The sequence below is a fragment of the Dietzia aurantiaca genome, from assembly GCF_021033825.1.
GTDB classification, from domain to species: Bacteria; Actinomycetota; Actinomycetes; order Mycobacteriales; family Mycobacteriaceae; genus Dietzia; species Dietzia aurantiaca.
The window spans coordinates 146,459-170,002 of record NZ_JAIFXZ010000006.1 but is presented as its reverse complement, the minus strand read 5'-3'; the positions used below and the strand labels follow the sequence as shown (position 1 = coordinate 170,002).

Genomic DNA, 23,544 nt, shown 5'->3' with positions numbered 1-23,544 from the left:
GGATGTGGCGGGCCGGGAGCGGCGCCGAAATGGGGACGACCCCCGCCGGTGAGGGCGGGGGTCGTCCGTTGCGACTATCTCGGGAGCGGTCAGCTGGTGGCGGGAGCCGCCCCGCCGCTGCCGGCGGGGCCGCCCGGGGCGCCGCCACCGAAGCCACCCGAGCTCGGCGGCAGGGAGTCGCCCGGTCCGGCCTCGCCCGTGGGGGCGACGCTGGCGGTGACCTCTTCGCCCTCGCGGTCCTCGGGCGCGTCCGGGCGCGGGGAGCCGGAGAACGTGAACTTGGCGTCCTCGGTGCGCTCGGACTCGCCGTCCCAGCCCTCGACGTCCACGGTCACCAGATCGCCGGCAGCGACCTCGCCGAAGAGGATCTTCTCCGACAGCGTGTCCTCGATCTCGCGCTGGATCGTGCGACGCAGCGGTCGCGCGCCCAGCACCGGGTCGAATCCGCGCTTGGCCAGGAGCCGCTCCGCACGGTTGGTGACCTCGATGTCCATGTCCTTGGCCTTGAGGGCCGAACGGACGCGGCCGATCATGAGCTCGACCATCTGGACGATCTGGTCCTGCGTGAGCTGGTGGAACACCACGATCTCGTCGATGCGGTTGAGGAACTCCGGGCGGAAGTGCTTCTTCAGCTCGTCGTTGACCTTCTGCTTCATCCGCTCGTACTGGCCCTCGGCATCCTGCTCCCCGATACCGGAGAAGCCCATGCCCACGGCCTTGGAGATGTCCTTGGTGCCCAGGTTCGAGGTGAAGATCAGCACGGTGTTCTTGAAGTCCACCATGCGACCCTGACCGTCGGTGAGACGGCCGTCCTCGAGCACCTGGAGGAGGGTGTTGTAGATCTCCGAGTGAGCCTTCTCGATCTCGTCGAACAGGACCACCGAGAACGGCTTGCGTCGCACCTTCTCCGTGAGCTGGCCGCCCTCCTCGTAGCCCACGTAGCCGGGGGGCGCGCCGAAGAGCCGCGAGGCAGTGAAGCGGTCGTGGAACTCACCCATGTCGATCTGGATGAGCGCGTCATCCTCACCGAACAGGAAGTTCGCCAGCGCCTTGGACAGCTCCGTCTTACCAACACCCGAGGGGCCGGCGAAGATGAACGAACCCGACGGGCGCTTGGGATCCTTGAGCCCGGCGCGCGTCCGGCGGATGGCCCGCGAGACCGCCTTGATGGCGTCCTCCTGGCCGATGATCCGCTTGTGCAGCTCGTCCTCCATGCGGAGCAGACGGGTGGTCTCCTCCTCGGTGAGCTTGAAGACGGGGATGCCGGTCCAGTTGCCCAGAACCTCGGCGATCTGCTCCTCGTCCACCACGGCGGCCACGTCCATGTCGCCCGCCCGCCACTGCTTCTCACGCTCGGAGCGCTCGGCGATGAGCTTCTTCTCCGTGTCCCGCAGGCCGGCGGCCTTCTCGAAGTCCTGCGCGTCGATCGCGGACTCTTTCTCGCGGCGGGCCTCCGCGATCTTCTCGTCGAACTCGCGGAGGTCCGGCGGGGCCGTCATCCGCTTGATGCGCATGCGGGCACCGGCCTCGTCGATGAGGTCGATCGCCTTGTCCGGCAGGAAGCGGTCGTTGATGTACCGGTCCGCCAGCTGGGCCGACGCGGCCAGTGCGGCGTCGGTGATGGTAACGCGGTGGTGCGCCTCGTAGCGGTCCCGCAGACCCTTGAGGATCTCGATCGACAACTCGACACTTGGCTCAGGCACCTGCACGGGCTGGAAACGACGCTCGAGCGCCGCGTCCTTCTCGATGTGCTTGCGGTACTCGTCCAGCGTGGTGGCACCGATGGTCTGCAGCTCACCGCGGGCCAGCTTGGGCTTGAGGATCGACGCGGCGTCGATCGCCCCTTCGGCGGCACCGGCACCGACGAGCGTGTGGATCTCGTCGATGAACAGGATGATGTCGCCGCGCTGGTTGATCTCCTTGAGCACCTTCTTCAGGCGCTCCTCGAAATCACCGCGGTAACGGGAACCGGCCACGAGCGAGCCCAGGTCCAGCGAGTACAGCTGCTTGTCCTTGAGCGTCTCGGGGACCTCGTTGTTGACGATCGCCTGGGCCAGGCCCTCGACCACGGCGGTCTTACCCACGCCGGGCTCACCGATGAGGACCGGGTTGTTCTTGGTGCGCCGGGAGAGCACCTGCATGATGCGCTCCACCTCCTTGGCGCGACCGACGACCGGGTCGAGCTTGCCCTCCATGGCGGCCTGGGTGAGGTTGCGGCCGAACTGGTCCAGGACCGTCGACGACGACGGCGTGCCGGACTCGCGTCCACCGGTGCCGGCCGGGGCGCCCGTGGCCTCGGCCTCCTTGCCCTGGTAGCCGGAGAGCAGCTGAATGACCTGCTGGCGCACCCGCGTGAGGTCGGCGCCGAGCTTGACCAGCACCTGGGCGGCCACGCCCTCGCCCTCGCGGATGAGACCGAGCAGGATGTGCTCGGTACCGATGTAGTTGTGGCCGAGCTGCAGGGCCTCGCGCAGGCTCAGCTCGAGCACCTTCTTGGCACGCGGCGTGAACGGGATGTGCCCGCTGGGCGCCTGCTGGCCCTGACCGATGATCTCCTCGACCTGGCTACGCACGGCCTCCAGCGAGATCCCGAGGGACTCGAGGGCCTTGGCCGCTACACCCTCGCCCTCATGGATGAGCCCGAGCAGAATGTGCTCGGTACCGATGTAGTTGTGGTTGAGCATCCTGGCCTCTTCCTGGGCCAGGACGACGACGCGACGCGCGCGGTCGGTAAACCGTTCGAACATCGTGCTACCTCACATTCCTCGGGTTTGCACCACTCTAGTGGCCCGGTTCGTCGACCGGAGCCACAGGAGTGGCAGTCGACCTGTCATGTGTGTTCAACGCCGCAGGTGGGGTAATCATTGCCGAATCGTGTACGCCGTCAGCGAACGCGCGCGAACGCGGAGGAAGTCTAGGGTCATTGCCATGGCCCCGGACCCCACCACGACCGCCCGATGACCCGGTTCGACCTGGATCTGATCGGCAGCGGGCTGCCGTTCGCCGACGCCCTGCCGGCGCTGCGCGAGGCCCTCGCCGCGACCGGCACCGCGGTCGTCCAGGCGCCCCCGGGTACGGGCAAGACGACGCTGGTGCCGCCGGCCGTCGCGGTGGCCGACGGCGTGGCCGGGCGGGTGGTGGTGACGCAGCCCCGCCGCGTGGCCGCCCGGTCCGCGGCCCGCCGCCTGGCCCGCCTGACCGGCACGGAGCCCGGCGGGCCGGTGGGTTATTCGGTGCGCGGGGACTCGACGGTCGGCCGTGACACGCGGGTGGAGTTCGTGACACCGGGCGTGCTGGTGCGCCGACTGATCTCCGATCCCGACCTGCCGGGCGTGGGCGCGGTGGTGCTCGACGAGGTCCACGAACGCGATGTGGAGTCCGACCTCGCCTTCGCCCTGCTGTGCGAGTTGCGCCAGCTGCGCGAGGACCTGCCGGTGGTGGCGATGTCCGCGACGGTCGAGGCGGACCGCTTCGCCCGCCTGCTCGGCGGGAGCACCGGTGACGGGCGCGCCCCCGCTCCGGTCGTCGACGTCCCGGCCGTCCTGCACCCCCTGGAGGTCCGCTACGCACCGCCGTCCGCGCCCAGGCTCGACGCGCGCGGGGTGACCGACGGGTTCCTCGAACACGTCGCGACGGTGACCGCCGACGAGGTCCGCGCGAGCGGCCACGACACCCTGGTGTTCCTGCCGGGGGTGCGCGAGATCGAGCGGGTGGTGCGCCTGCTGTCGGCCCGGCTCAGCGAGGCCGCCGAGATCCTGCCGCTGCACGGCGGGCTCGACCCGGCGGCGCAGGACCGTGCGGTGTCGGGCCCGGGCCGCGCCGGCGGCGGGTCGCGTCCGCGCGTGGTCGTCTCCACGGATCTCGCCGAGTCCTCGCTGACGGTGCCGGGCGTGCGGGTGGTGGTGGACGCCTGCCTGAGCCGCGAGCCGCGCCGGGACACCGCCCGCGACATGACCGGCCTGGTGACCGTGTCGGCGTCGCGGGATTCGTGCGTCCAGCGCGCCGGACGCGCCGCACGACTGGGCCCGGGCCGGGCGGTGCGGTGCCTGAGCGAGCAGGAGTACACGCACCTGCCGTCGCATCGCTCCCCGGCCATCGCCACGTCCGATCTCACGACCTTCACCCTCGACGTGGCGTGTTGGGGCGCGCCGCGCGGCGAGGGTCTGTCCCTGCCGGACGGCCCGCCGGTCGGGGAGCTGGCCCGCGCGGAGTCGGTGCTGCGCGGCCTCGGCGCACTCGATGCCGACGGCCGGGCCACCGACCGGGGCCGGGACCTGGCGCGGGTGCCAGCCGATCCGCGTCACGCCCGCGCCCTGCTCGACGGGGCGTCACTGGTCGGCCCGCGGGCCGCGGGTGAGGTGGTGGCGCTGCTGGCCTCGGACCGGCGTTCCCCGGGCGGTGACCTGGCCGCGGACCTGCGCGCGTTGCGGTCGGGTCGGGCACCGGACGCGCGGGCGTGGCAGCAGCAGGCGCGCCGGATGGAGCGAATCGCGCGCGAGGGTCGTGCCGCAGGCAGACCCGCGGGCGGGCACGACGGGCGGGAGGACGCTACGGGGTTGGTGATCGCGCTCGCCCACCCCGACCGGGTCGCACGCCGCCGAGGTGACCAGTACACCTTCGCCTCCGGGACCGGCGCGGTGTTGCCGCCCGGCTCGGCGCTGGTCGGCCGGGAATGGCTGGCCGTGGCGGAGGTCGGCCGCGCCGCCGGGCGCGCCGCGGGAGAGGCCGGGGCGGTGATCCGCGGGGCCGCCGCGATCAGTCGGGACGACGCGCTCGACGCGGCGTCCCCTCTTGTCGACGACGACGAGACCGCCCACTTCGACGGCCGTACACTGACCGGCCGCCGTGTCCGGCGTCTCGGTGCGATCGAACTCTCCTCTACACCTGTGCGGCCCTCACACGCTGCGGCCGTCGAGGCGGTCTCGGCCACGGTCCGGGCCGGCGGGTTCCCGGCCCTGGGCCCCGATGACGACGCCCTCGCCCTGTGGTGTCGCCTCGCGCTGGCCCGCCGCGAGCTCGGTGAGCCCTGGCCCGACGTGTCCGCGGCCGGCCTCGCCGCGCGTCTGGACGAATGGCTCGGGCCGGAGATCGCCGCCCTCGCGCAGGGCTCGACGATCGCGGGCCGGGCCCTCGGCCCGGCGCTGAAGCGACTGTTGCCCTGGCCCGAGGCCGGGTCGTTCGACGAGCTGGTGCCGGAGCGGCTGCAGGTGCCCTCGTCGTCGTCGTACCGCGTGGACTATCCCGAGCCCGGGTCGGACGGCGCCCCCGTCCTGGCCGCCAAGCTGCAGGAGTGCTTCGGCTGGACCACCTCCCCGCGGATCTGCGGCGGGCGCGTCCCCGTCACGGTGCATCTCCTCTCCCCCGCCGGACGCCCCCTCGCGGTGACCCGCGATCTGGGTTTCTTCTGGCGCGAGGCCTACCCCGGGGTGCGGGCGGAGATGCGCGGGCGGTACCCGAAACACCCGTGGCCCGAGGATCCGATGACCGCCGAACCGACACGGCACACCAACCGGAAGCGCTGACCGCTCCCGCCGCGGCAGTCCCAATACCATAACGGGCGTCCCAACGGTAGATTCGGGCCGAAATCGGCCGTAGGATGTGAGACATACCACTGCAGGCGAATTCTGCCGGAAGGGTGATCACGATGACCGCATACACGCACCCCGCACCCCATCGCGCGGCGCTCCCCACCAGAGCTCCGGCGCGGACACGGATCGTCCCCCACGTCACCAACCGGATCGGCGCGCTGGCCGCGGCGGTCGGGCTGGCTCTGGCACTGCTCAGCCTCTATCTCCCGTGGCTGACCACCGGCGGCGGCTCGCAGATCACCGCGCTGGGCATCACCGAGATCATCGACGTGCGCAGCGTGGCACCCGTCCTCTTCCTGGGCCTGGTGGTGCTTCTGTTCCTCGTGGCCGTCACCGCGGCCACCCGACTCGGTGCGTTCGCGATGGCCGGGGCGTTGGTCGGCGGCATCATCCTGCTCGCCCACCTGGCGTTCATGTGGACGCTGGTGTCGTCCACGGGCGCGGGTGAGCCGTTGCTGTCCGGGCTGCCGTCCGGCGCGGCCATGTCCTACGGGCCGTTCGTCGCAGCGCTCGGGTTCCTACTGGTGACCGGCGGGTCGGCGTGGGCCGCCCGGTCGGCCGAGTACATCTTTCCGGACGTGGAGTCGGCCCGTCCCCACCATCACGATCGGTGACAGAGGCCCGGACGAGGGGCCGTCAGAACACCACCACGGTGTCGCCCACCTCGAGGCGCTCGAAGTAGGTGGCCGCCGCCGGCTGGTCCATGCGAATGCAGCCGTGGGAGTCGATCGCCGGGTCGCCCTCGTGGAAGGCGATCCCGCCCACGAAGTAGACGGAGTACGGCATCGGCGCGTTGTCGAACAGGCGGCTCACCTCGTGGCGAACCTTACGGGTGACCTGGTAGGTGCCGGTCGGCGTCTCCCAGCCGGCCTTTCCGTGGGACATCCGTACCGGCCCGTAGCTCAGCCGACCGTCGGCCTGCAGCCACGTGCGTTCGCCGCCCAGATCCACACATGCGTCGGCCGTGCGCGGACACGGGCTCTGCGGGGTCTCGTCCGGCGGGACCGACGGCGCGGGTGCCGCGGGCGCCGGCGGGACGAATCCCGGCGGCGGCGTGAATCCGGCGGATTCCAGGGCCCCGCCGATCGAGGTGCGCGCATCGTGGTCGGCCTGCGCCGAGCCGGCCTGCGCCTGCGTGATCGCCTGCTCGATCTCCGGTGGGACCGGCAGCGGCAGCTGGGCGGAGGCGGCGGGAGCCGCGGATACCGCCAGTGCCACGGCGGCGGCGACCGCGAGCACCGCGCGCGGGAGGAAGCGTGTCATGTGCGCTGATTATGCCCGGCGCGGGTCACCCGGCCGCGCACCGAGGAGTCACAGTCCGATCTCAGCACACCCTCAGTGCCGAGCCGGCCGGCCGCCCGTGGGCTAGCGTCTCCCCATGTCCGACACGCCGCTACCCCTGCCCCGCCTGTCCGCCCCCGCGGCGCGGGCTCTCGCCGCGGCCGGGATCACCGACCTCCGGCAACTCGACGGCCGGGCCGAAGGAGAGGTGCTGGCCCTCCACGGGATCGGCCCGGCCCAGCTGGGGGTGCTCCGCGACGCGCTCGCCGGTGCCGGGCTGGCGTTCACCGACCCGGTCGCGAGGCCACGCCCCACCGGCCGCAACGACAACACCACGCTCGCGGCGTCCGGCGGCTCCCCGCGCGCCTGGATCGAGGGTCTGCCGACCGCCCGGCGTGTCGAGGACGGGCTGCGGCTGCTGGAACTGTTCGGCGAGGAGACCGGCGAGGAACCCGTCCTGTGGGGCCCGTCGATGGTCGGGTACGGGCACCACCACTATGTCTACGACTCCGGCCGCGAGGGTGACTCCTTCCGGGTGGGGTTCAGTCCCCGGGCATCGGCGCTCTCGTTGTACGGGATCCTGCCCGACGACCCGGCTGTCCTCGGACGGTTGGGCCCGCACAGAACCGGCAAGGGGTGCCTCTACCTCACGCGCCTCGCACGCATCGACGAGCAGGTGCTGCGGGAGATGATCGCGGCCGGGTGGGCCCGCGGCGGAGAACACTGACCGGGGGCCGGCATGGCTCTGGGGCGGCCCCGCGCGGGGCCACGCGTGGACGCGTCAGCGATAGGGTGGCCCCATGCCTTCCGAGCACCGGCCCGTCCGCCGCAACCACCTCGCCGCGCTCGGCGCCGCGACGGTCGTCGGGGCGGCGGTCGCCGGGGCCGCAGTGGGGGCAGGGAACACGGATCCCGAGGACACCACCGCGGTCGCCCCGGCCGCCGCGACCACCGCCGCATCCCCTGCCTCTGCGGCGGGCTCCGCCGCCCCTGCCGTCCTCGAGGAGTCCCCGCAGCCCGTCTCCGTGGATCCCCTGCTGATCCGCTCGGTGGCCCGGCAGGTCCTCCTCGAGCAGGACCAGCCCGAGCACCTCACGAACGTCGATCTCATCGCGCGTGACGTGCTCTCGCAGTCGCCCGCCGACCCGGCGGAGGCAGAGCGGATGACCCGGGAGACGATGCTCGGCTACGGCCCGGGCGCCCCCGTCGCGAACTCCCCGGAGGCCGAGCCGGCGATCGCCCCGCCACAATGCCCGCCGACCGCCCGGGCCTGCATCGACGTCGACGGCAAGCAGGCCTGGATGGTCGACGGCGGCCGCGTCACCTACGGCCCGGTCCCCATCACCACGGGCCGGCCCGGCCACGAGACGGTCCGCGGCTCGCACCACGTCCTGCGGCACGTCCGTCACGACCACAGCATCCCGTTCGACTCCCCGATGCCGTTCTCGACGTACTTCACGGTCAGCGGCATCGCGTTCCACGAGGGACGGCTCGACGAGCCGTCACACGGCTGCATCCACCTGGGGCACCACGCCGCCGCCCACTTCTTCGAGCACCTGAAGGTCGGGGACGAGGTCGTCGCATTCTGAGGCGTCCCCTTCCTCACGGGATCGAGTCGTAGACCACGCACGCCGCGGCGGCCAGGGCGACCAGGACCGCCGCCGACCCGAGCGCGCGCAACCGGCCGCCCCGACGGGACACCGCCACCAGGAGCCCTGCGGCCAGGACCGACTCGAGACCCCAGGCAGGCCCACCGATCAGCAGCAGACCGTAGACCGCCTCGCCTCCGACGATCCCTGGCACCACCCCGGCCGCGAGCGCTCCTCTCCGGCCGGGCATCCGGGACATCGCACCGGCCGCGCCGCAGATCGCTCCGGCGACCGGACCCACGATCATCCACAGCGCGAGTTCGGCCGGGGGCGTGGAGACCGCATGGATCGCGAGCCAGGGAATCAGCACGCCGACCATCGCGGTCAGACCCGCGGCCGCCCCGTGGACGGTTCGCCCACCGAGCCGACGGCCGGCGAAGAGGGAGACCACGCCCCAGAGCGCGCTCGTCCCGGCCAGGACCGCCCACTGATCGGGCAGCAACCGATGGGTCACGGTGAGCAGCACACCGGAGACCAGCCCGAGAACCAGCGCGCGTGCTGTCACCCGGGCGACTGTCAGGTCAGTCGCGCGGAAGCGGCTTGACCATCGGGAACAGGATCGTCTCGCGGATCCCGAGACCGGTCAGCGCCATGAGCAGGCGGTCGATGCCCATGCCCAGGCCGGCAGACGGCGGCATGCCCTGCTCCATCGCGGCGAGGAAGTCCTCGTCGAGGACCATCGCCTCGTCGTCACCGGCCGCGGCCAGCCGGGCCTGGTCCTCGAAGCGCTGGCGCTGGATCACCGGGTCGACGAGCTCGGAGTAGGCGGTCGCGAGTTCGAAGCCGCGGACGTACAGGTCCCACTTCTCGGTGACGCCACGGTCCGTGCGGTGGTCGCGGGTCAGCGGCGAGGTCTCCACGGGGAAGTCGCGGACGAACACCGGGCCGTCCAGCTGGTCGGCGCACAGGTGCTCCCACAGCTCCTCGACGAGCTTGCCGTGCAGCCAGCCCTTGCCCGAGGGGACCTCGAGTCCGATCTTGCCGGCCAGTGCGGTCAGCTCGGCGACGCCGGAATCGACGGTCACCGTCTCGGCGCCCGCGGTGGCCAGCTCCGGGTGCTTGCGCTGCAGTGCCTCGTTGAGCGACGGGTACATCCTCATCTCGCGCCACTGCCCACCCAGGTCATAGGTGGTGCCGTCCACGAGAGTGACCGTGGTCGACCCGAACACCTCGGTGGCCACCTCCTGGATGACCTCGCGGATCATCGTGGCGGCCGTGTCGTAGTCGCCGTACGCCTGATAGGTCTCGAGCATCGCGAACTCGGGGCTGTGCGACGAGTCGACACCCTCGTTGCGGAAGTTACGGTTGATCTCGAAGACCCGCTCGATGCCGCCCACGACGCAGCGCTTGAGGTAGAGCTCCGGGGCGATGCGCAGGTACAGGTCCAGGTCCAGCGCGTTGGAGTGGGTGACGAACGGTCGGGCCGCCGCGCCGCCGTGCAGGGTCTGCAGCATGGGCGTCTCGACCTCGAGGAAGTCCCGGCGCTCGAGCGCGTGGCGCAGTGCCCGCACGACCTTGATGCGCAGCAGGGCGTTCCGCCGGGCCTGCTCACGCATGATGAGGTCGGTGTAGCGCTGGCGAATCCGGGTGTCCTCGCTCATCTCCTTGTGCGCGACCGGCAACGGGCGCAGCGACTTGGCGGCGAGCACCCACGAATCGGCCATGACCGACAGCTCGCCGCGCTTGGAGCGCACGACCCGCCCGGTCACCGAGACGTGGTCACCGAGGTCGACGTCCTGCTTCCAGGCGTCGAGACGCTCCTGGCCGACGTTGGCCAGCGAGAGCATGGCCTGCAGCTGCGGGGTGAATCCGCCCACCTCACCGTCGACCGCCGGGGCGGACAGGTCCGCGGCCGGGTCGATCCCGTCCTGCAGGCGCACGAAGCAGAGCTTGCCGGTGTTGCGCACGAAGAGCACACGGCCGGTCACGGAGACCACGACGTCGGTCTCCTCCCCCGGCTCGAGTGCGGCGAAGCGCGGGTCCGAGGTGATCTCGGTCAGCCCGTGGGTACGGGGGACGTCGACCGGGTACGCCTCCACTCCGGACTCGAGCAGGCGCTGTCGCTTGTCGCGGCGGATGCGCAGCTGCTCGGGGGTGTCGTCGGCGGGCTCGTCCTGGACGGCCCCGGGCGCGGAGGAAGTCGAGTCAGTCACGACTCCCGAGGATAGTCCTCCCTGTGCAGCGGGACCGAACCCACGGCCGGGGCCTCAACCGCGACGTCAGTGCGCGGAGATCGCGGACCGCTCGCGGATCAGGTGGTCCGCGTCGGTGAGCAGCCCGAGCGCGCGGGCGGACCGCAATGCCTCGTGGCCGCCGTCGACGGCACGGATACCGCGGACCCCGCGGGACGCCAACTCGAGAGCGAACAGCTCCGCGTCCAGTCCGTCGTCACTCACCAGCATCACCTGCCGACCGCCGGCCACGGCGGCCAGCGGCGCGGCCGAGGACGGATCGAGCAGGTCCACCACCGGGCGGGCTTCCACTGCGATGGCCCCGGCCAGCACCCCCTGCCGCTCACGCTGCGCGCGGGAGCGGATGTCCACCACGAGGGCGCCGGCCCGGACGGCCACCGCGTAGTCCGCGGCGGTGACGGTGGTCGAGAGGGTCGCGGTGGTGAAGGCGGCGGTCATGATCTTCTCCCGGTGGGTTGCAGCTCTGGTGGTCGATCGGGGCGTTGCCGGGCCGGGACACCGAAGCTGCGCGCGCGTCGATGCCGCCGGACCGGTCGAGGGCATTCGTCGCGCGTTCATGACCGCAATAATAGACAGACCGGTCTATCTACTTCAAGACCCTCGACCGGGAGCTGGCACTTCACACTTGGTTGATGCATCATATACATAGCAATCCAAGGAGAAGTGATGACCGCCTCGTACGCCCGCCAGCCCGCAGCCTTCATCGGACACGGCGTTCCCCTCAACGCACTCGAGGACAACGCCTGGACCCGCGAGTGGGTTGCCCTCGGCGACTCCCTGCCCGAGCGCCCCCGCGCCGTCCTGGCTGTGTCCGCGCACTGGTACATCAACGCCACCGCCGTGACCGCCATGTCCTCACCGCGCACGATCCACGACTTCTACGGCTTCCCCCGGGAACTCAACGAGTTCGAGTACCCCGCCGCCGGCGCGCCCGAGTTGGCGGCCGAAGTAGCCGAGGTCGTCAAGCCGACCTGGGTGGGGGCCGACCGCGACTCGTGGGGGCTGGACCACGGCACCTGGTCCGTTCTCGCCCACGTCTTCCCCGACGCCGACGTGCCCGTGGCCCAGCTGTCCGTCGACGCGTCCAAGCCGGCGAGCTACCACTTCGACCTGGGCACCAAGCTCTCCGCACTGCGCGACTCGGGCGTGCTCGTCCTGGCCAGCGGCAACGTCGTGCACAACCTGCGGGCCGTCGACCCCTCGCGCGGCGACACCGGCGCCGACTGGGCCCACCGCTTCGACGACCACGTCCAGAACGTGCTCATCGAGCGTCCCGAGGACGCCCTCGCCCTGACCGAGCACCCCGACGCCGGCATGTCGATCCCCACCGCCGACCACTACCTGCCGCTGCTCTACACCGCCGGCATGGCGGCGGGCTCCGGCGAGAAGCTCGAGGCCTTCAGCAAGGGCTACGCCTGGGGCTCGGTCTCCATGACCAGCTACCGCTCGGCTGCCTGACCCCCGGCGTCCGGTTCCACCCGACCCGCCCCCGGCCCGGCCACGCGGGCGCGGGCGGCCGCCCGGGAGGACAGGTGGCCGGCCACCGGCAGCAGCACCACCAGCGACAGCCAGGTCAGCTGCGCCGCGAACGCCCCGAGCGTCAACGCGATCGGCACCGAGACCAGGAACACCGCCGGGGTCACCAGGGCATCGCCCAGGGCGGCCCTGTTCTGCCGGGCCGACGTCGGGCTCCGCTCCAGACCACCCCGCCGACCCAGCTGGTAGACGGCCGACTGCGCCAGCGACACCCCCGCGATGTTCACCGCGTACAGCACCGTCGGCAACGCCAGGTCCGCCGTCGCGGGATTACTGAGGGCATCGGTCGTGAACGGCACGAGGATCACCAGGCCGGTCGCCACGAGATTAGCGACCATCATCGGGCCGTCGAGCCCCCGCATGTGCTTGATGAGCCGCACGTTGACGCGCCAGAGCACGCAGATCACCACGAAGCTCAGCACCACACCGAACAGCTGCTGCCCCAGCCCTGACTCCGCCAGCGACGACAGGTCCCGCCACTCCTGCGGCTCCGGCAGGTCCACGTTCGCGATCAGCAACGTGACGGCGAAGCCGTAGATCGCGTCGAAGAAGGACAGCCCGCGATCGAACTCGGACGAGTCACGGCGGAGCACGTCGCTGGTCGAGTCGTCGTCGTACGCGTCGTCGTCGCTCTCACCACGGTCAGGCCCGCCCGACCGTCCGGCGTCCGCACCGCTCATCCCCCAAGCATGCCCGACGGCCACCGCCCGACGGACCGGTTTGCCCCGCCCGCCCGGGAACCCGCCCGCGCCCCGGCCACACCGGTGCCGGACAGCCCGCAGGTCAGCAGTTGCGCTCGTACACCAACCGCAGCCCCTCGAGCGCGAGTTCCGGTTCGACGTCGGTGACGGTCCGGGACTCCTCGGACACCACGTCGGCACGCATACCCGTGAGCACCACGGACGCGTCGGAGAGCTCGGCGACGTCGGCGCGGAGCCGGTCGACCAGGGCGTCGATCTGTCCGGCGAACCCGATCACGATGCCGGCCTGTAGCGCCGCCACGGTGTTCTTGCCCAACGCGCCGCGCGGCCGCACGACCTCGATCTTGCGCAGGGCCGCCGCGCGCTCGGCCAGTGCGTCCACGGAGATGTCGATACCGGGCGCGATCGCCCCGCCGAGCAACTCGCCGCGCGCGGAGATGGCGTCGACGGTGGTCGCCGTGTCGACGTCGACGACGACGACGGGCCCCTCGAACAGGGTGTGGGCGGCCAACGCGTTGACGACCCGGTCCGAACCCACCTCACGCGGATTGTCGACGAGTAGCGGCACCCCGGTCTTCACTCCGGGCGCCACCACGACGGACCGCAGGCCCGGCCAGTAGTCGGCGGCCATCCGGCGCAGCTCCCCGGTCACCGACGGCACCACGGACATCGCGGCGATGCCGCTGAGCTGCTGCGCGCACTCCCCCAGCAGCCCACGGATCGTCAGGGCGAGCTCGTCGGAGGTCACCGACGGCGAGGTCCGCATACTCCAGGTGCGCTCGAGCGGGCCGCCGTCGACGGGGAAGACCCCGAGCCGGATGTGCGTGTTGCCGACGTCGACGGTGAGAAGCATGGATTCGTCCCGCGCCTAGACGGCGGCGGGCTCCGGCACGCGCGGGTTCTTCAGGCCCGAGCCCTCGGGAACATCCGCCGGGTCGGTGCCCTCGGTGAGCATGCGGTTGTCGTCGTCGACAAACACGACGCGGGGCTTGTACGCCCGCGCCTCGGCATCGTCCATCTGCGCGTAGGCGATGATGATCACCAGGTCGCCCGGGTGCACCAGGTGGGCGGCGGCGCCGTTGATGCTGATCACGCCGGAGCCTCGCTCGCCGGTGATGGCGTAGGTGGTCAGGCGCGCGCCGTTGTCGATGTCGACGATGTCGATCTGCTGACCCTCGAGCAGGTCGGCGGCGTCCATGAGGTCGGCGTCGATGGTGCAGGAACCGACGTAGTGCAGATCCGCCTGGGTCACCGTGGCCCGGTGGATCTTGGAGTGGAGCATGGTGCGCTGCATGGGTCAGCCTTCCTGGGAGTTCACGGCGGGATCGATGTCCGCGGCGAGGTCGTGGGCCATGTCGGCCTGCTGGGCGGCGACGGTGGCCTCGGCGGCGGCGAGGAAGCCCGTGCCGATGGCCACCCCGACGTTGTCGATGAGGCGGGTGGATCCGATGCGGGCGGCCACGAGGAGCCGGCCGGGGCCCTCCTCGGGCGGATCGCCGAGATCGCCGGCGCGGAGCTCGAGGTAGTCGATCGAGATCTGTGGACGCTCGGCCAGGACCGCCGCGGCGGCGTCGACGACCGCTCGGCGCCCGCCCTTGGCGGCGAACGTGCCCGCGACGAGCGCGGCGTTGATCGTGGTGGCCAGCTCGCGCTCGTCGTCCGACAGGTAGCGGTTGCGCGAACTCATGGCCAGCCCGTCGGGCTCCCGGACGGTGGGCACGCCCACCACACGGACGTCCATGTTCAGGTCCGTCACCATCTGCCGGATCAGCACCAGCTGCTGGTAGTCCTTCTCCCCGAAGAACGCCTGATGCGGGGCGACGATGTGCAGCAGTTTCGCCACCACGGTGAGCATGCCCGCGAAGTGGCCGGGGCGGGCGGCGCCGTCGAGGATGTCGCCCGTCGCGCCGGGCTGCACGGTGGTGCGCGGCCCCTCCGGGTACATGGCGGCGGCGCTGGGCGCGAAGACCAGCTCGACCCCGGCCTCGGCCAGGCGGGCGACGTCCTCGTCGAGGGTGCGCGGGTAGGCGTCGAGGTCCTCGCCGGGCCCGAACTGGAGCGGGTTGACGAAGATCGACACCACCACGACCGAACCGGGCGTACGGCGGGCGGCCTCCACCAGCGCGAGGTGCCCCTCGTGGAGCGCCCCCATCGTGGGCACGAACGTGATCTGCTTGCCGACCTTGCGCAGGGACTCGGTGACCGCGTGGATCGAATCCGGCTCGTGGTGGATCGTCAGCTCGCCCCGGCTGTAGCCGGTGTTCGCGCGTCCGGGGACCGCGGTGCGGACCGGGAAGGTGGTGGTCATCGGAACTGCTCCGTCAGATCGGGGGCGAGAAGGTCGGTGACGTCGCGGCCCGCGCCACACCGGTCGGCGGTGCGCAGGGCGAGGGCGCGGTAGCCGGCGGCGATGCCGGAGTCCACGTCCTCGAGCGCGTCGAGGTGCCGGGAGACGGTCACGGCGTCACCGCGCATCACGGGGCCGGTCAGGGCCGCGTCGCCGGAGGCCAGCACGTTGTCGAGTGCGGCGCGCAGCAGCGGCTCGAGGGTGCGGCGGGCCAGCGCCTGGGAATCCTGGCCGAGCATTCCGTCGGGATCACCCTCCACCCCGCCGCCCGGCAGGACGGAGAACGATGCGGCGAGCGCCTCGGCTGCGTCGCCCACGAGGCTGACCAGGTGATTGGCGCCGTGCGCGAGCGCCGCGTGGTAGAGCGCCCGGTTCGATTCGGCGACGGTGACCGGAAGGCCGCCCGTCTCCATGACCAGCATCTGGCCCACGACCAGTCCGACCTCGTCCGGGGAGGTCAGGGCCCATGAGCAGCCCTCCATGCGGTCGACGTCGGCCTCGCCGCCGGTGAAGGTCATGGCCGGGTGCGCGGCCACCACCACGGCGCCCGCCTCTGCGGCCGGGCGCAGGACGTCGGCGCCCACCGCTCCGGTGACGTGCACGACGATGTGACCCGGGCGGAACGCGCCGGCCTCGGCGAGTTCGGCCACCACACCGGGCAGCGCGGAGTCGGGGACCGCGAGGATGAGGAGTTCGCCGTGCTCGGCGACGGTCGCGGGGTCGGCGACGACGGCCTCGGGGAGGCGGCGGGCCGCGAGTTCCCGCGAACGCTCCGACCGTGCGACGACGGTGGAGACGACATGGCCGCGACGCTCGAGGGCGGCGCCGACGGCAGTGCCCACGCGACCTGCGGAGATGAGGCCGATGGATAGGCGGGCAGGGGGTGTTCCGGTGACGCCGAAGTCGGACATCGCTCTAGTGCTCCATTGCTCGATCCGTTCCAGGCCCACGCAGCGGCGGGTCCCGGACATCTCGCTGGCGAGAGTAGTCGCGCACGGGGCACAGGACACCATTCAGTGGCGCACCTCACACACACCGTTGTCGGGCTGGCGCCGTCGGGTCGATGCCGCCGGGCTGGTGCCGCCGGGGCTTCACGCTGGCGGCGCATGGCCTCGCCGGGTTTCCGCATCGCGGCCGGGAATCGGCCGAGGCTCGACCGGGGGTTAGCCGAGGATCAGTCCTCAGCGCGACGACGGCGGCGCCCACCGGCCGACGCGTCGTCCTCACCCTGTGCGGAGTCTCCCCCGCCCAGCCTCGCCATGAGCTCGGCGACCGATAGCCCGGAGCCGGAACCGTGGCGGCTCGGGGGCGTGGTCTGCTCGTCCTGCGACGGCGTGGTCCTAGTGCCCTCCGGGGCCGGAGCCGACTCGGCACGCTCCGGAGTCGGGGCCGACGGAGTTGCAGTCGGAGTCGCAGGCGGGGTGGCCGGCGCGGCGGGCGGGGTCTGCGTCCGCGGCGCGGGAGTCGACTCGCGGCTCGGGGCCACGGTCTCCGCCGAACGCCACGACGACCGCGACGTCTCGCTCACGGGCCGGACCGCCGGCCGACGCGGCGAGGACTCCGGAGCCTCGGAGCTGGCGCGGCGCCCCTGGACAGGGGAGAACTTCTCGGTGCGCTCGGTGCTCGGGGTGGCGTCCGGGCCCACGCCCGCCGCCGGCACGCCGGACGACTCGGCCGCGGCATCCGACGTGCTCGGCGAGGAGCTCGGCGACGAACCCGGTGAGGTCGGTGCCGCCGGGGCACCGAAGCCGCTGACCGGAGCCGAAGTAGACGACGAGGAAGACGACGACCTGCCCGCCGCCGCGGAATACGGACGCGACGTCGAACTCCACGGCTGGCCGCCCGACTCGGCCGCACGGCGACGGGGCTCGACCCGCTCGGACGGCACCGACGGCAGCGAGCCGGCACCGAGCTGGCCGGCGGGGGCGTGGCCACCGACCGCGAACCGGTCCTCGGGCAGGGACACTCCCATCGCGCTGAGCTGCTCGCGTAGCGCAGCGATCTCCTGACGAAGGCCCAGGACGGATTCGGAGGTCTCGGTGCGGACCGAGTCGCGCAACTCCTTCTCCACGACCAGCTCGTGCTCGCGGCGGGCCGAGATCTCACGCTCGAGCTGGAGCTCGTAGACGGTGTGGAGGTCGCGGACGCGGGCGGCCTCGGCAGCCGCCTGACGGCGGTACCGGGCGACGAGGAACGCGCCGATGAAGGCGGCCCACAGCGCGGCCAGCGTGCCGACACGCATCCAGACCGGGTTGTCGGTGAACACCATCACCACGGTGGCCACCACCGCGAGGATCAGCAGCACGCCCAGAGCGATGCTGGCCAGACCGCGGTCGTCGCCGCGGCCGGGGCGAGCCGGCCTGGGCTTGTCAGTCGAGCCGTCGGAACTCATGTCCCGCATGATAGCCCCAGGATCATTGGTCACACAGGTAACCGAGGTGTGTTGGTCCGAACTCTCCCCCGGCGGGCTGGGCAATCGGGTATAGCGGGGGCCCGGGAGCCACCGCGGCGAGATCCGCGGGAGGAATCGGGTCGGCTGGGCGAGGCTGGCCGGAGGAGTCAGGTCGGTTGGGCGAGGCCGGCGTTGTCGTCGTCGTCAGGCGGGGTCTGGCACGAGGCCTCCAGGAACAGGCCCGCCCCGACCAGGACGGCCCCGGAGACCAGGACCGCCACGGCCGCCGGCCACTCCTCGCCCGCAACGGCGAGATCCCCGAGCCGGAGCAGGAAGAACAGGGTCAGGCCGGCCCCCACACCGGCCGCTGCCGCGCCGAGGACCGCGGAGGCCTGGCCGAGCGCCGCGCTGCGCGCGATGGTCAGCGGGTGCATCTGGCTGCGGTCCTGGCCGACCGAATTGTCCGAGATCGCTCCCCGGATCCGCAGGGCCAGCAGGATGTCGACCGCCGCGACCACGATCAACGTCACCCAGCCGAAACCGATCGGGGGGAACGAACCGAGGAACGTCCCGGTGAGCACATACGCGGCGACGGCGGCCACGAGTGCGACCAACGCGAGCGTGAGCGTCGAGATCCTGGTCATCTCAGCCCGACCACCCGTTCGGGGACAGCGAGTCCTCCAGGCGGCGGACCGCGCTGACGTCCGCGGGGTCGAGGGCGCCGAGCAGGTCCCGGAGCGGGGATCCGGCGAGTGTCGACCCGGGCTCCACCTCCAGCCACGGGACCAGGACGAACGCCCGGTCGACGGCGCGGGGATGCGGGAGCGTGAGGGTCGGATCGTCCGAGGCCACGGGGCTGCCGTCCACGTTCGCCGCGATCACGTCGACGTCCAGGGTACGCGGGCCCCAGCGCACGTCCCGGGTGCGGCCGGCGGCACGCTCGCGCTCGAAGCCCCACTCGAGGACATCGGCGGGCGAGCCGGCGTGCTCCACGATGAGGACCGCGTTGAGGAAGTCGTCCTGCTCGACGCCGCCCCACGGCGGGGTGGCGTAGACCGACGACGCCGCGCGCAGGATCCCGTCGGCGGCGGCCGCCTCGGCCACCGATCTGAGCAGGGCCAGGGCGTCGCCCTGGTTGCCGCCGATCGACAGCACCGCGCGGCAGCTCATCGCGGGACCGCCACCCGGGCGCGGCCGTCCTTGCGGGAACGCCGGGCGACCACAGCCACGTCGGCGAACTCGGCGGGGATCGGCGCCTGCGGCTTGTGGAGGGTGACCTCCACGGCGTGGGCCGCCGGGGCCATATCCATGATCCCGTCGGCGATGCGTGAGGCCACCGTCTCGATGAGGTCGCGGGCCGGGCCGGACACGACGTCGTGCGCGAACTGCGCCAGAGCACCGTAGTCGACGGTGTCGGCGAGGTCGTCGGAGGCGGCGGCCGCGGTGAAGTCGGTCCACAGCACCAGGTCCACCAGGAAGTCCTGGCCGTCCCGCTTCTCGTGCTCGAAGACCCCGTGGTTGCCGCGGACCCTGAGCCCCTTCAGTTCGATCCGGTCGGCCATCAGCTGGTTCCCGCCTTTCCTGCTGTCCACGCGGACGCGACTCGCACGGCATCCGCACTGGGTGCGACGTCGTGCACGCGCACCCCCCACGCGCCGGTCGCGGCGGAGATCGCCGTGATCGCCGCGGTTGCCGCGTCGCGGCCGGAGACCTCTCGCGGCACGCCGTCCCCTCCGTGCAGCAACGATCCGATGAACCGCTTCCGTGAGGCCGCCACCAGGACCGGGAAGCCCAGGTCGATCAGCTGGTCCAGGCCGTGCAGCAGCGCCCAGTTGTCGTCGGAGTTCTTGGCGAACCCCAGACCCGGGTCCAGCACGATGTCGGAGTCGTCGATCCCTGCGGCGAGCGCGGCGTCAGCCCGTCGGGCCAGGTGGTCACGGACCGAGCCCACGACGTCGCCGCCGTAGTCGACCCGGCCGCCGGCCCCGGCCCGGTAGTCGTCGGGTGAGACCCAGTGCATGAGGATCACGGGCGCCCCGTGATCGGCCACGACGCGCAGCATGTCCGGGTCGGCGAGGCCGCCGGAGACGTCGTTGATGATCGTCGCGCCGTCGGCCAGTGCGCTCCGGGCGACCCGGGCGCGCATCGTGTCGACCGAGACGGCGACCCCCTCGGACCGGAGCTCGCGGACCAGCGGGAGCACGCGCTGCTGTTCGTCGGCCTCGTCGACGCGAATGGAGCCCGGGCGGGTGGATTCGCCACCGACGTCGATGAGGTCGGCACCGTCGGCGACCATCCGGCGGGCATGCGCCACGGCATCGGCGTACGCGAGGTGACGTCCACCGTCGGAGAACGAGTCCGCGGTGACGTTGAGGACGCCCATGACCGCACAGCGGCCGGGGCGAGGAAGCGCAGGCGCCGAGCTCATGTCCCGCGCAGGAGGCCCATAGCCTCCGCCCTGGTCGAGGCGTTGGTCCGCATGATGCCCCGGACCGCCGAGGTGGTGGTGACCGAACCCGGCTTCCGGATACCCCGCATGGACATGCACAGGTGCTCGCACTCGATCACCACGAGCACGCCCGCCGGGTCGAGCCGGTCGACCAGCGCGTCGGCGACCTGGCTGGTCAGCCGCTCCTGGACCTGGGGGCGCTTGGCGTACAGGTCCGCCAGGCGGGCCAGCTTGCTCAGGCCCGTGACCGCGCCGGACTTGCCGGGGATGTAGCCGATGTGGGCCACCCCGTGGAACGGCACCAGGTGGTGCTCGCACGTCGAATAGATGGGGATGTCCCGCACGAGCACCAGTTCACGGTGGTCCTCGTCGAAGGTCTTGGCCAGCACATCCGCCGGGTCGGTGAACATCCCGGAGAAGACCTCACGGTAGGCGCGCGCGACCCGGGCCGGGGTGTCGCGCAGCCCCTCGCGGTCCGGGTCCTCCCCCACCGCGATCAGCAACTCACGGACAGCGGCTTCGGCGCGCTCGGCGTCGAACCCGCGACCCGTGGTGACCGACCGCAGTTCGACGGAAGGCATCTGGTCAGTGCTCGTCATCAATCCTCTTCTCGCACGAATCCGACCTCTCGGAGGTCAGTCGTCACGTTCCCACGGCGCACGCCACCCGGGATCCTTGTCCTCGCGGCGGTGTGAGCCACGATTGGTGGGCTCGGTGCCGCGGCCCGAATCAGTATCCGGGAACGGCTCCTGGACCGGCGCCCGGGTCTGCTCCGGGGCCGGGCGTTCCCGATCACGCTCGGGAACCGGGTACGCGGACTCGGGAGCGGAAGCCGGCTCGGCGGGACGGGGAGCCGGCGGGGCGGCCGGGGTCTCGTCACGGGGCATCGCCGGGAGACGGGTGGTCTCCGCACCGCTCGGGCCCTGCTCGCCGTACCGGCCCGACGAACTCGGGGGCCAGCCGGGCGCCGACCAACCGGGGGGCGGCGGCGTGCCGTAGGCCGGGATCGCGGTGGTCGGCTGCTTGGAGCCGGCGAACTCGCGAGGACCGCCGCCCGGCGCCTGCCACGGGCCGGGCCGGTCGGGCCCGGGCTGCGCCGAGCCGGGCCCGTTCGCGCCGGGCTGGCCTGAGCCAGGCCGGTCCGTGTCGGGCCGGTCCGTGTCAGGCCGGCCTGGGCCGGTGCCGTTGACCGTCTCACGCCCGTTCTCCGGGCCCGCCTCGTTCTGGCCTGCACGCGAGGGCGGCAGCACGGGCATCGCGAAGGGATCGGTGATCGGCGGGGGCCACGGCTCGCCGCGCTCCTTGGCCAGCTCGCCCGGGGTCTTGATGGGCGGGTGGGTGGAGGGGATGCGCCCACCGAAGTCGTCGAACTCGGTGATTCGCGGCCGCTTGACGACATCGGCGAACAGCCGCACCAGGTCGTCCTGACGCAGCGTCTCCTTCTCCAGGAGTTCGCCCGCCACCGCGTCGAGGATCTCGCGGTTGGCCTCCAGGACCTGCCACGCCTCGGTGTGGGCGGCGTCGATGATCCGACGCACCTCGTCGTCGATGACCTTGGCGATCTCGGGTGAGTACTCCACGCTCGAGCCGCCACCGCGGCCGAGGAACGGGTCCCCGCCCTCGCCGCCGTACTTGACCGCACCGAGCTTGGCGCTCATGCCCAGCTCGGCGACCATCGTCCGGGCGATCCGGGTGGCCTGCTCGATATCCGAGCTGGCGCCGGAGGTGGGCTCGCCGAAGATGTACTCCTCGGCCGCACGCCCGCCCATCGCCATGACGATGCGCGCGATCATGTCCGCCCGGGTCATCAAGCTCTTGTCGTCCTCCGGGACCACGAGTGCGTGACCGCCGGTGCGCCCGCGGGCCAGGATGGTGACCTTGTGGACGGGCTCCAGGTCCTCCATCGCCCACGCGGCCAGGGCGTGCCCGGACTCGTGATAGGCGGTGACCTTCTTCTCGTGCTCACTGATCACGCGGTGCTTGCGGCGCGGACCGCCCACCACGCGGTCGGTGGCCTCCTCGAGGACGTCGATCGAGATCTCGTCATGCCCCATGCGGGCCGCGAGCAACGCGCCCTCGTTGAGCACGTTGGCCAGGTCCGCACCCGACATGCCGATCGTCCGGCGTGCGAGCGCCTCCATGTCCACGTCCGGGGCCAGCGGCTTGCCGACCGAGTGCACGGCGAGGATCGACTCACGGCCGCGCAGGTCCGGGTTGGTGACCGGGACCTGGCGGTCGAAACGGCCCGGCCGCAGCAGCGCGGGATCGAGCACGTCCGGGCGGTTGGTGGCGGCGATGAGGATGACCGTCGAGCGGTCGTCGAAGCCGTCCATCTCCACCAGGAGCTGGTTGAGGGTCTGCTCACGCTCGTCGTGACCGCCGCCCATGCCGGAGCCACGGTGACGGCCCACGGCGTCGATCTCGTCCACGAACACGATGCACGGCGAGTTCTGCTTGGCCTTCTCGAACAGGTCGCGGACGCGCGAGGCGCCCACACCGACGAACATCTCGACGAAGTCCGACCCGGAGATCGAGTAGAACGGCACCCCGGCCTCACCGGCGACGGCGCGGGCCAGCAGCGTCTTACCGGTGCCCGGCGGGCCGTAGAGCAGCACGCCACGCGGGATCTTGGCGCCCAGCCGCTCGTAGCGGGCCGGGTTGGCGAGGAAGTCCTTGATCTCGTTGAGTTCCTCGACCGCCTCGTCCTCGCCCGCCACGTCGGCGAACGTGGTCTGGGGCATGTCCTTGTTGAACTCCACCGCGCGCGACTTGCCCACCCCGAACAGGCCGCCCTTGCCGCCCTGCATGCGGGTCATGAAGTAGAAGAGCAGGCCGAACAGGATGAGCATCGGCAGCAGGAACGAGGCCATCTGCATGAGGAAGCTCTGCTGCGTGACCGTCGTGTTGTACGTCTCCGGGCCGGCCGCAGCCACCCGGTCGAAGATCTGATCGGCCGCCCGCTCCGGGTACTTGGCGAGGATCTTGTCCGTCTCGTCCTCACCCTCGGCCGGGGTGATCGGCGAGGAGAGCTCGAGGCGCAGCTGCTGCTCGCGGTCCTCGATCAGGGCTTCCTTGACGTTGTCCGCATCCACCTGCGCCAGCGCCACCGAGGTGTCGACCTCGGTGTAACCGCGTTCGTCGTTGGCGAAGAACGAGAACCCGACGATCAACAGGATGATGACGCCGGCGATCGCCACGTTGCGGAAGACGGTATTGCTCTTTCGATCCATTCGGCCCTCATGTGGGAAGAACGGCCCGGCCGGACGGCGGACCCGATGATGCGACCGACGTAGTCGGTATCGCCCCAGGCTACCCGCGAACACCGACAGCCGACCGGGGTGATCGCCCAGGGCGGACAGCGGTGACGGGCGAGCCCGGACGGCCGCCCACCTCGCCGTCGTACGATCAG

22 protein-coding genes are annotated in these 23,544 nt (G+C 71.9%); 5 read left to right on the top strand and 17 right to left on the bottom strand.

Annotation, left to right across the window (positions count from 1 at the left end):
* Nucleotides 1–89: 89 nt before the first annotated feature.
* Complete coding sequence (locus tag K3888_RS09035; protein WP_230929924.1) at nucleotides 90–2,747, bottom strand: ATP-dependent Clp protease ATP-binding subunit; 2,658 nt, start codon at nucleotides 2,745–2,747, stop codon at nucleotides 90–92.
* A gap of 210 nt (nucleotides 2,748–2,957) precedes the next feature.
* Between K3888_RS09035 and hrpB the strand changes: the two genes are divergently transcribed.
* On the top strand, nucleotides 2,958–5,522 hold the full coding sequence (hrpB, locus tag K3888_RS09030) for an ATP-dependent helicase HrpB (protein WP_230929923.1): 2,565 nt from the start codon (nucleotides 2,958–2,960) through the stop codon (nucleotides 5,520–5,522).
* Nucleotides 5,523–5,644: 122 nt separating this feature from the next.
* Complete coding sequence (locus K3888_RS09025; protein ID WP_230929922.1) at nucleotides 5,645–6,202, top strand: hypothetical protein; 558 nt, start codon at nucleotides 5,645–5,647, stop codon at nucleotides 6,200–6,202.
* Between the two features lie 22 nt (nucleotides 6,203–6,224).
* Here the strand turns inward: K3888_RS09025 and K3888_RS17635 are convergent, their stop codons facing one another.
* Nucleotides 6,225–6,851, bottom strand: coding sequence for a L,D-transpeptidase (locus tag K3888_RS17635; RefSeq protein WP_269074980.1), 627 nt, complete (start codon nucleotides 6,849–6,851; stop codon nucleotides 6,225–6,227).
* A 115-nt stretch (nucleotides 6,852–6,966) separates the two neighbouring features.
* Here K3888_RS17635 and K3888_RS09015 point away from each other — a divergent pair, with 115 nt between their 5' ends.
* Together K3888_RS09015 and K3888_RS09010 are read left to right on the top strand one after the other, a co-directional pair.
* Nucleotides 6,967–7,596, top strand: a complete 630-nt coding sequence (locus K3888_RS09015; protein WP_230929921.1) for a DUF1801 domain-containing protein — start codon at nucleotides 6,967–6,969, stop codon at nucleotides 7,594–7,596.
* Nucleotides 7,597–7,669: 73 nt separating this feature from the next.
* Nucleotides 7,670–8,458, top strand: a complete 789-nt coding sequence (locus K3888_RS09010) for a L,D-transpeptidase (RefSeq protein ID WP_230929920.1) — start codon at nucleotides 7,670–7,672, stop codon at nucleotides 8,456–8,458.
* A gap of 13 nt (nucleotides 8,459–8,471) precedes the next feature.
* Here K3888_RS09010 and K3888_RS09005 read toward each other — a convergent pair whose 3' ends face one another.
* From K3888_RS09005 to K3888_RS08995, 3 genes are all read right to left on the bottom strand, one after another.
* A complete protein-coding gene (locus K3888_RS09005; protein ID WP_269075010.1) occupies nucleotides 8,472–9,038 on the bottom strand; it encodes a DUF6518 family protein in 567 nt (188 codons plus the stop codon).
* Between the two features lies 1 nt (nucleotide 9,039).
* Nucleotides 9,040–10,671 carry a lysine--tRNA ligase gene (lysS, locus tag K3888_RS09000; protein WP_230929918.1) on the bottom strand — a complete coding sequence of 544 codons (1,632 nt, stop codon included), beginning with the start codon at nucleotides 10,669–10,671 and terminating at the stop codon, nucleotides 9,040–9,042.
* A 66-nt stretch (nucleotides 10,672–10,737) separates the two neighbouring features.
* Complete coding sequence (locus tag K3888_RS08995) at nucleotides 10,738–11,148, bottom strand: rhodanese-like domain-containing protein (protein WP_230929917.1); 411 nt, start codon at nucleotides 11,146–11,148, stop codon at nucleotides 10,738–10,740.
* Between the two features lie 228 nt (nucleotides 11,149–11,376).
* On the opposite strand from K3888_RS08995, the gene ygiD reads away from it, so the two are divergent.
* The gene (ygiD, locus tag K3888_RS08990) at nucleotides 11,377–12,168 is read left to right on the top strand and encodes a 4,5-DOPA-extradiol-dioxygenase (RefSeq protein ID WP_230929916.1); all 792 of its coding nucleotides are present in this window, start codon (nucleotides 11,377–11,379) and stop codon (nucleotides 12,166–12,168) included.
* Here ygiD and K3888_RS08985 read toward each other — a convergent pair.
* From K3888_RS08985 to ftsH, 12 genes are all read right to left on the bottom strand, one after another.
* Complete coding sequence (locus tag K3888_RS08985) at nucleotides 12,150–12,926, bottom strand: TMEM175 family protein (protein ID WP_230929915.1); 777 nt, start codon at nucleotides 12,924–12,926, stop codon at nucleotides 12,150–12,152. The two genes, ygiD and K3888_RS08985, sit on opposite strands and share 19 nt — an antisense overlap.
* A 103-nt stretch (nucleotides 12,927–13,029) precedes the next feature.
* A complete protein-coding gene (locus K3888_RS08980) occupies nucleotides 13,030–13,800 on the bottom strand; it encodes a type III pantothenate kinase (RefSeq protein WP_230929914.1) in 771 nt (256 codons plus the stop codon).
* 15 nt (nucleotides 13,801–13,815) lie between these two features.
* On the bottom strand, nucleotides 13,816–14,241 hold the full coding sequence (gene panD, locus K3888_RS08975; RefSeq protein WP_230929913.1) for an aspartate 1-decarboxylase: 426 nt from the start codon (nucleotides 14,239–14,241) through the stop codon (nucleotides 13,816–13,818).
* A 3-nt stretch (nucleotides 14,242–14,244) separates the two neighbouring features.
* The gene (panC, locus tag K3888_RS08970; protein WP_230929912.1) at nucleotides 14,245–15,255 is read right to left on the bottom strand and encodes a pantoate--beta-alanine ligase; all 1,011 of its coding nucleotides are present in this window, start codon (nucleotides 15,253–15,255) and stop codon (nucleotides 14,245–14,247) included.
* Entirely contained in the window at nucleotides 15,252–16,205 is a 954-nt protein-coding gene (locus tag K3888_RS08965; protein ID WP_230929950.1) for a Rossmann-like and DUF2520 domain-containing protein, read from the bottom strand. The genes panC and K3888_RS08965 overlap by 4 nt, the downstream gene beginning before the upstream one ends.
* Before the next feature lie 263 nt (nucleotides 16,206–16,468).
* Nucleotides 16,469–17,686: a DUF6779 domain-containing protein gene (locus K3888_RS08960; protein WP_230929911.1), complete on the bottom strand. Its 1,218-nt coding sequence runs from the start codon at nucleotides 17,684–17,686 to the stop codon at nucleotides 16,469–16,471.
* Between the two features lie 167 nt (nucleotides 17,687–17,853).
* Nucleotides 17,854–18,330, bottom strand: a complete 477-nt coding sequence (locus K3888_RS08955; protein ID WP_230929910.1) for a DUF3180 domain-containing protein — start codon at nucleotides 18,328–18,330, stop codon at nucleotides 17,854–17,856.
* A 1-nt stretch (nucleotide 18,331) separates the two neighbouring features.
* Nucleotides 18,332–18,856, bottom strand: a complete 525-nt coding sequence (gene folK / locus K3888_RS08950; protein WP_230929909.1) for a 2-amino-4-hydroxy-6-hydroxymethyldihydropteridine diphosphokinase — start codon at nucleotides 18,854–18,856, stop codon at nucleotides 18,332–18,334.
* Entirely contained in the window at nucleotides 18,853–19,248 is a 396-nt protein-coding gene (folB, locus tag K3888_RS08945; protein ID WP_230929908.1) for a dihydroneopterin aldolase, read from the bottom strand. Before folB ends, folK begins: the two co-directional genes overlap by 4 nt.
* Nucleotides 19,248–20,114: a dihydropteroate synthase gene (gene folP / locus K3888_RS08940; protein WP_230929907.1), complete on the bottom strand. Its 867-nt coding sequence runs from the start codon at nucleotides 20,112–20,114 to the stop codon at nucleotides 19,248–19,250. Before folP ends, folB begins: the two co-directional genes overlap by 1 nt.
* Nucleotides 20,111–20,734 (bottom strand): GTP cyclohydrolase I FolE, encoded by a 624-nt coding sequence (gene folE / locus K3888_RS08935; protein WP_372459552.1) that lies wholly within the window; start codon nucleotides 20,732–20,734, stop codon nucleotides 20,111–20,113. The genes folP and folE overlap by 4 nt, the downstream gene beginning before the upstream one ends.
* Before the next feature lie 36 nt (nucleotides 20,735–20,770).
* Complete coding sequence (ftsH, locus tag K3888_RS08930; RefSeq protein WP_230929906.1) at nucleotides 20,771–23,365, bottom strand: ATP-dependent zinc metalloprotease FtsH; 2,595 nt, start codon at nucleotides 23,363–23,365, stop codon at nucleotides 20,771–20,773.
* Nucleotides 23,366–23,544 lie beyond the last annotated feature (179 nt).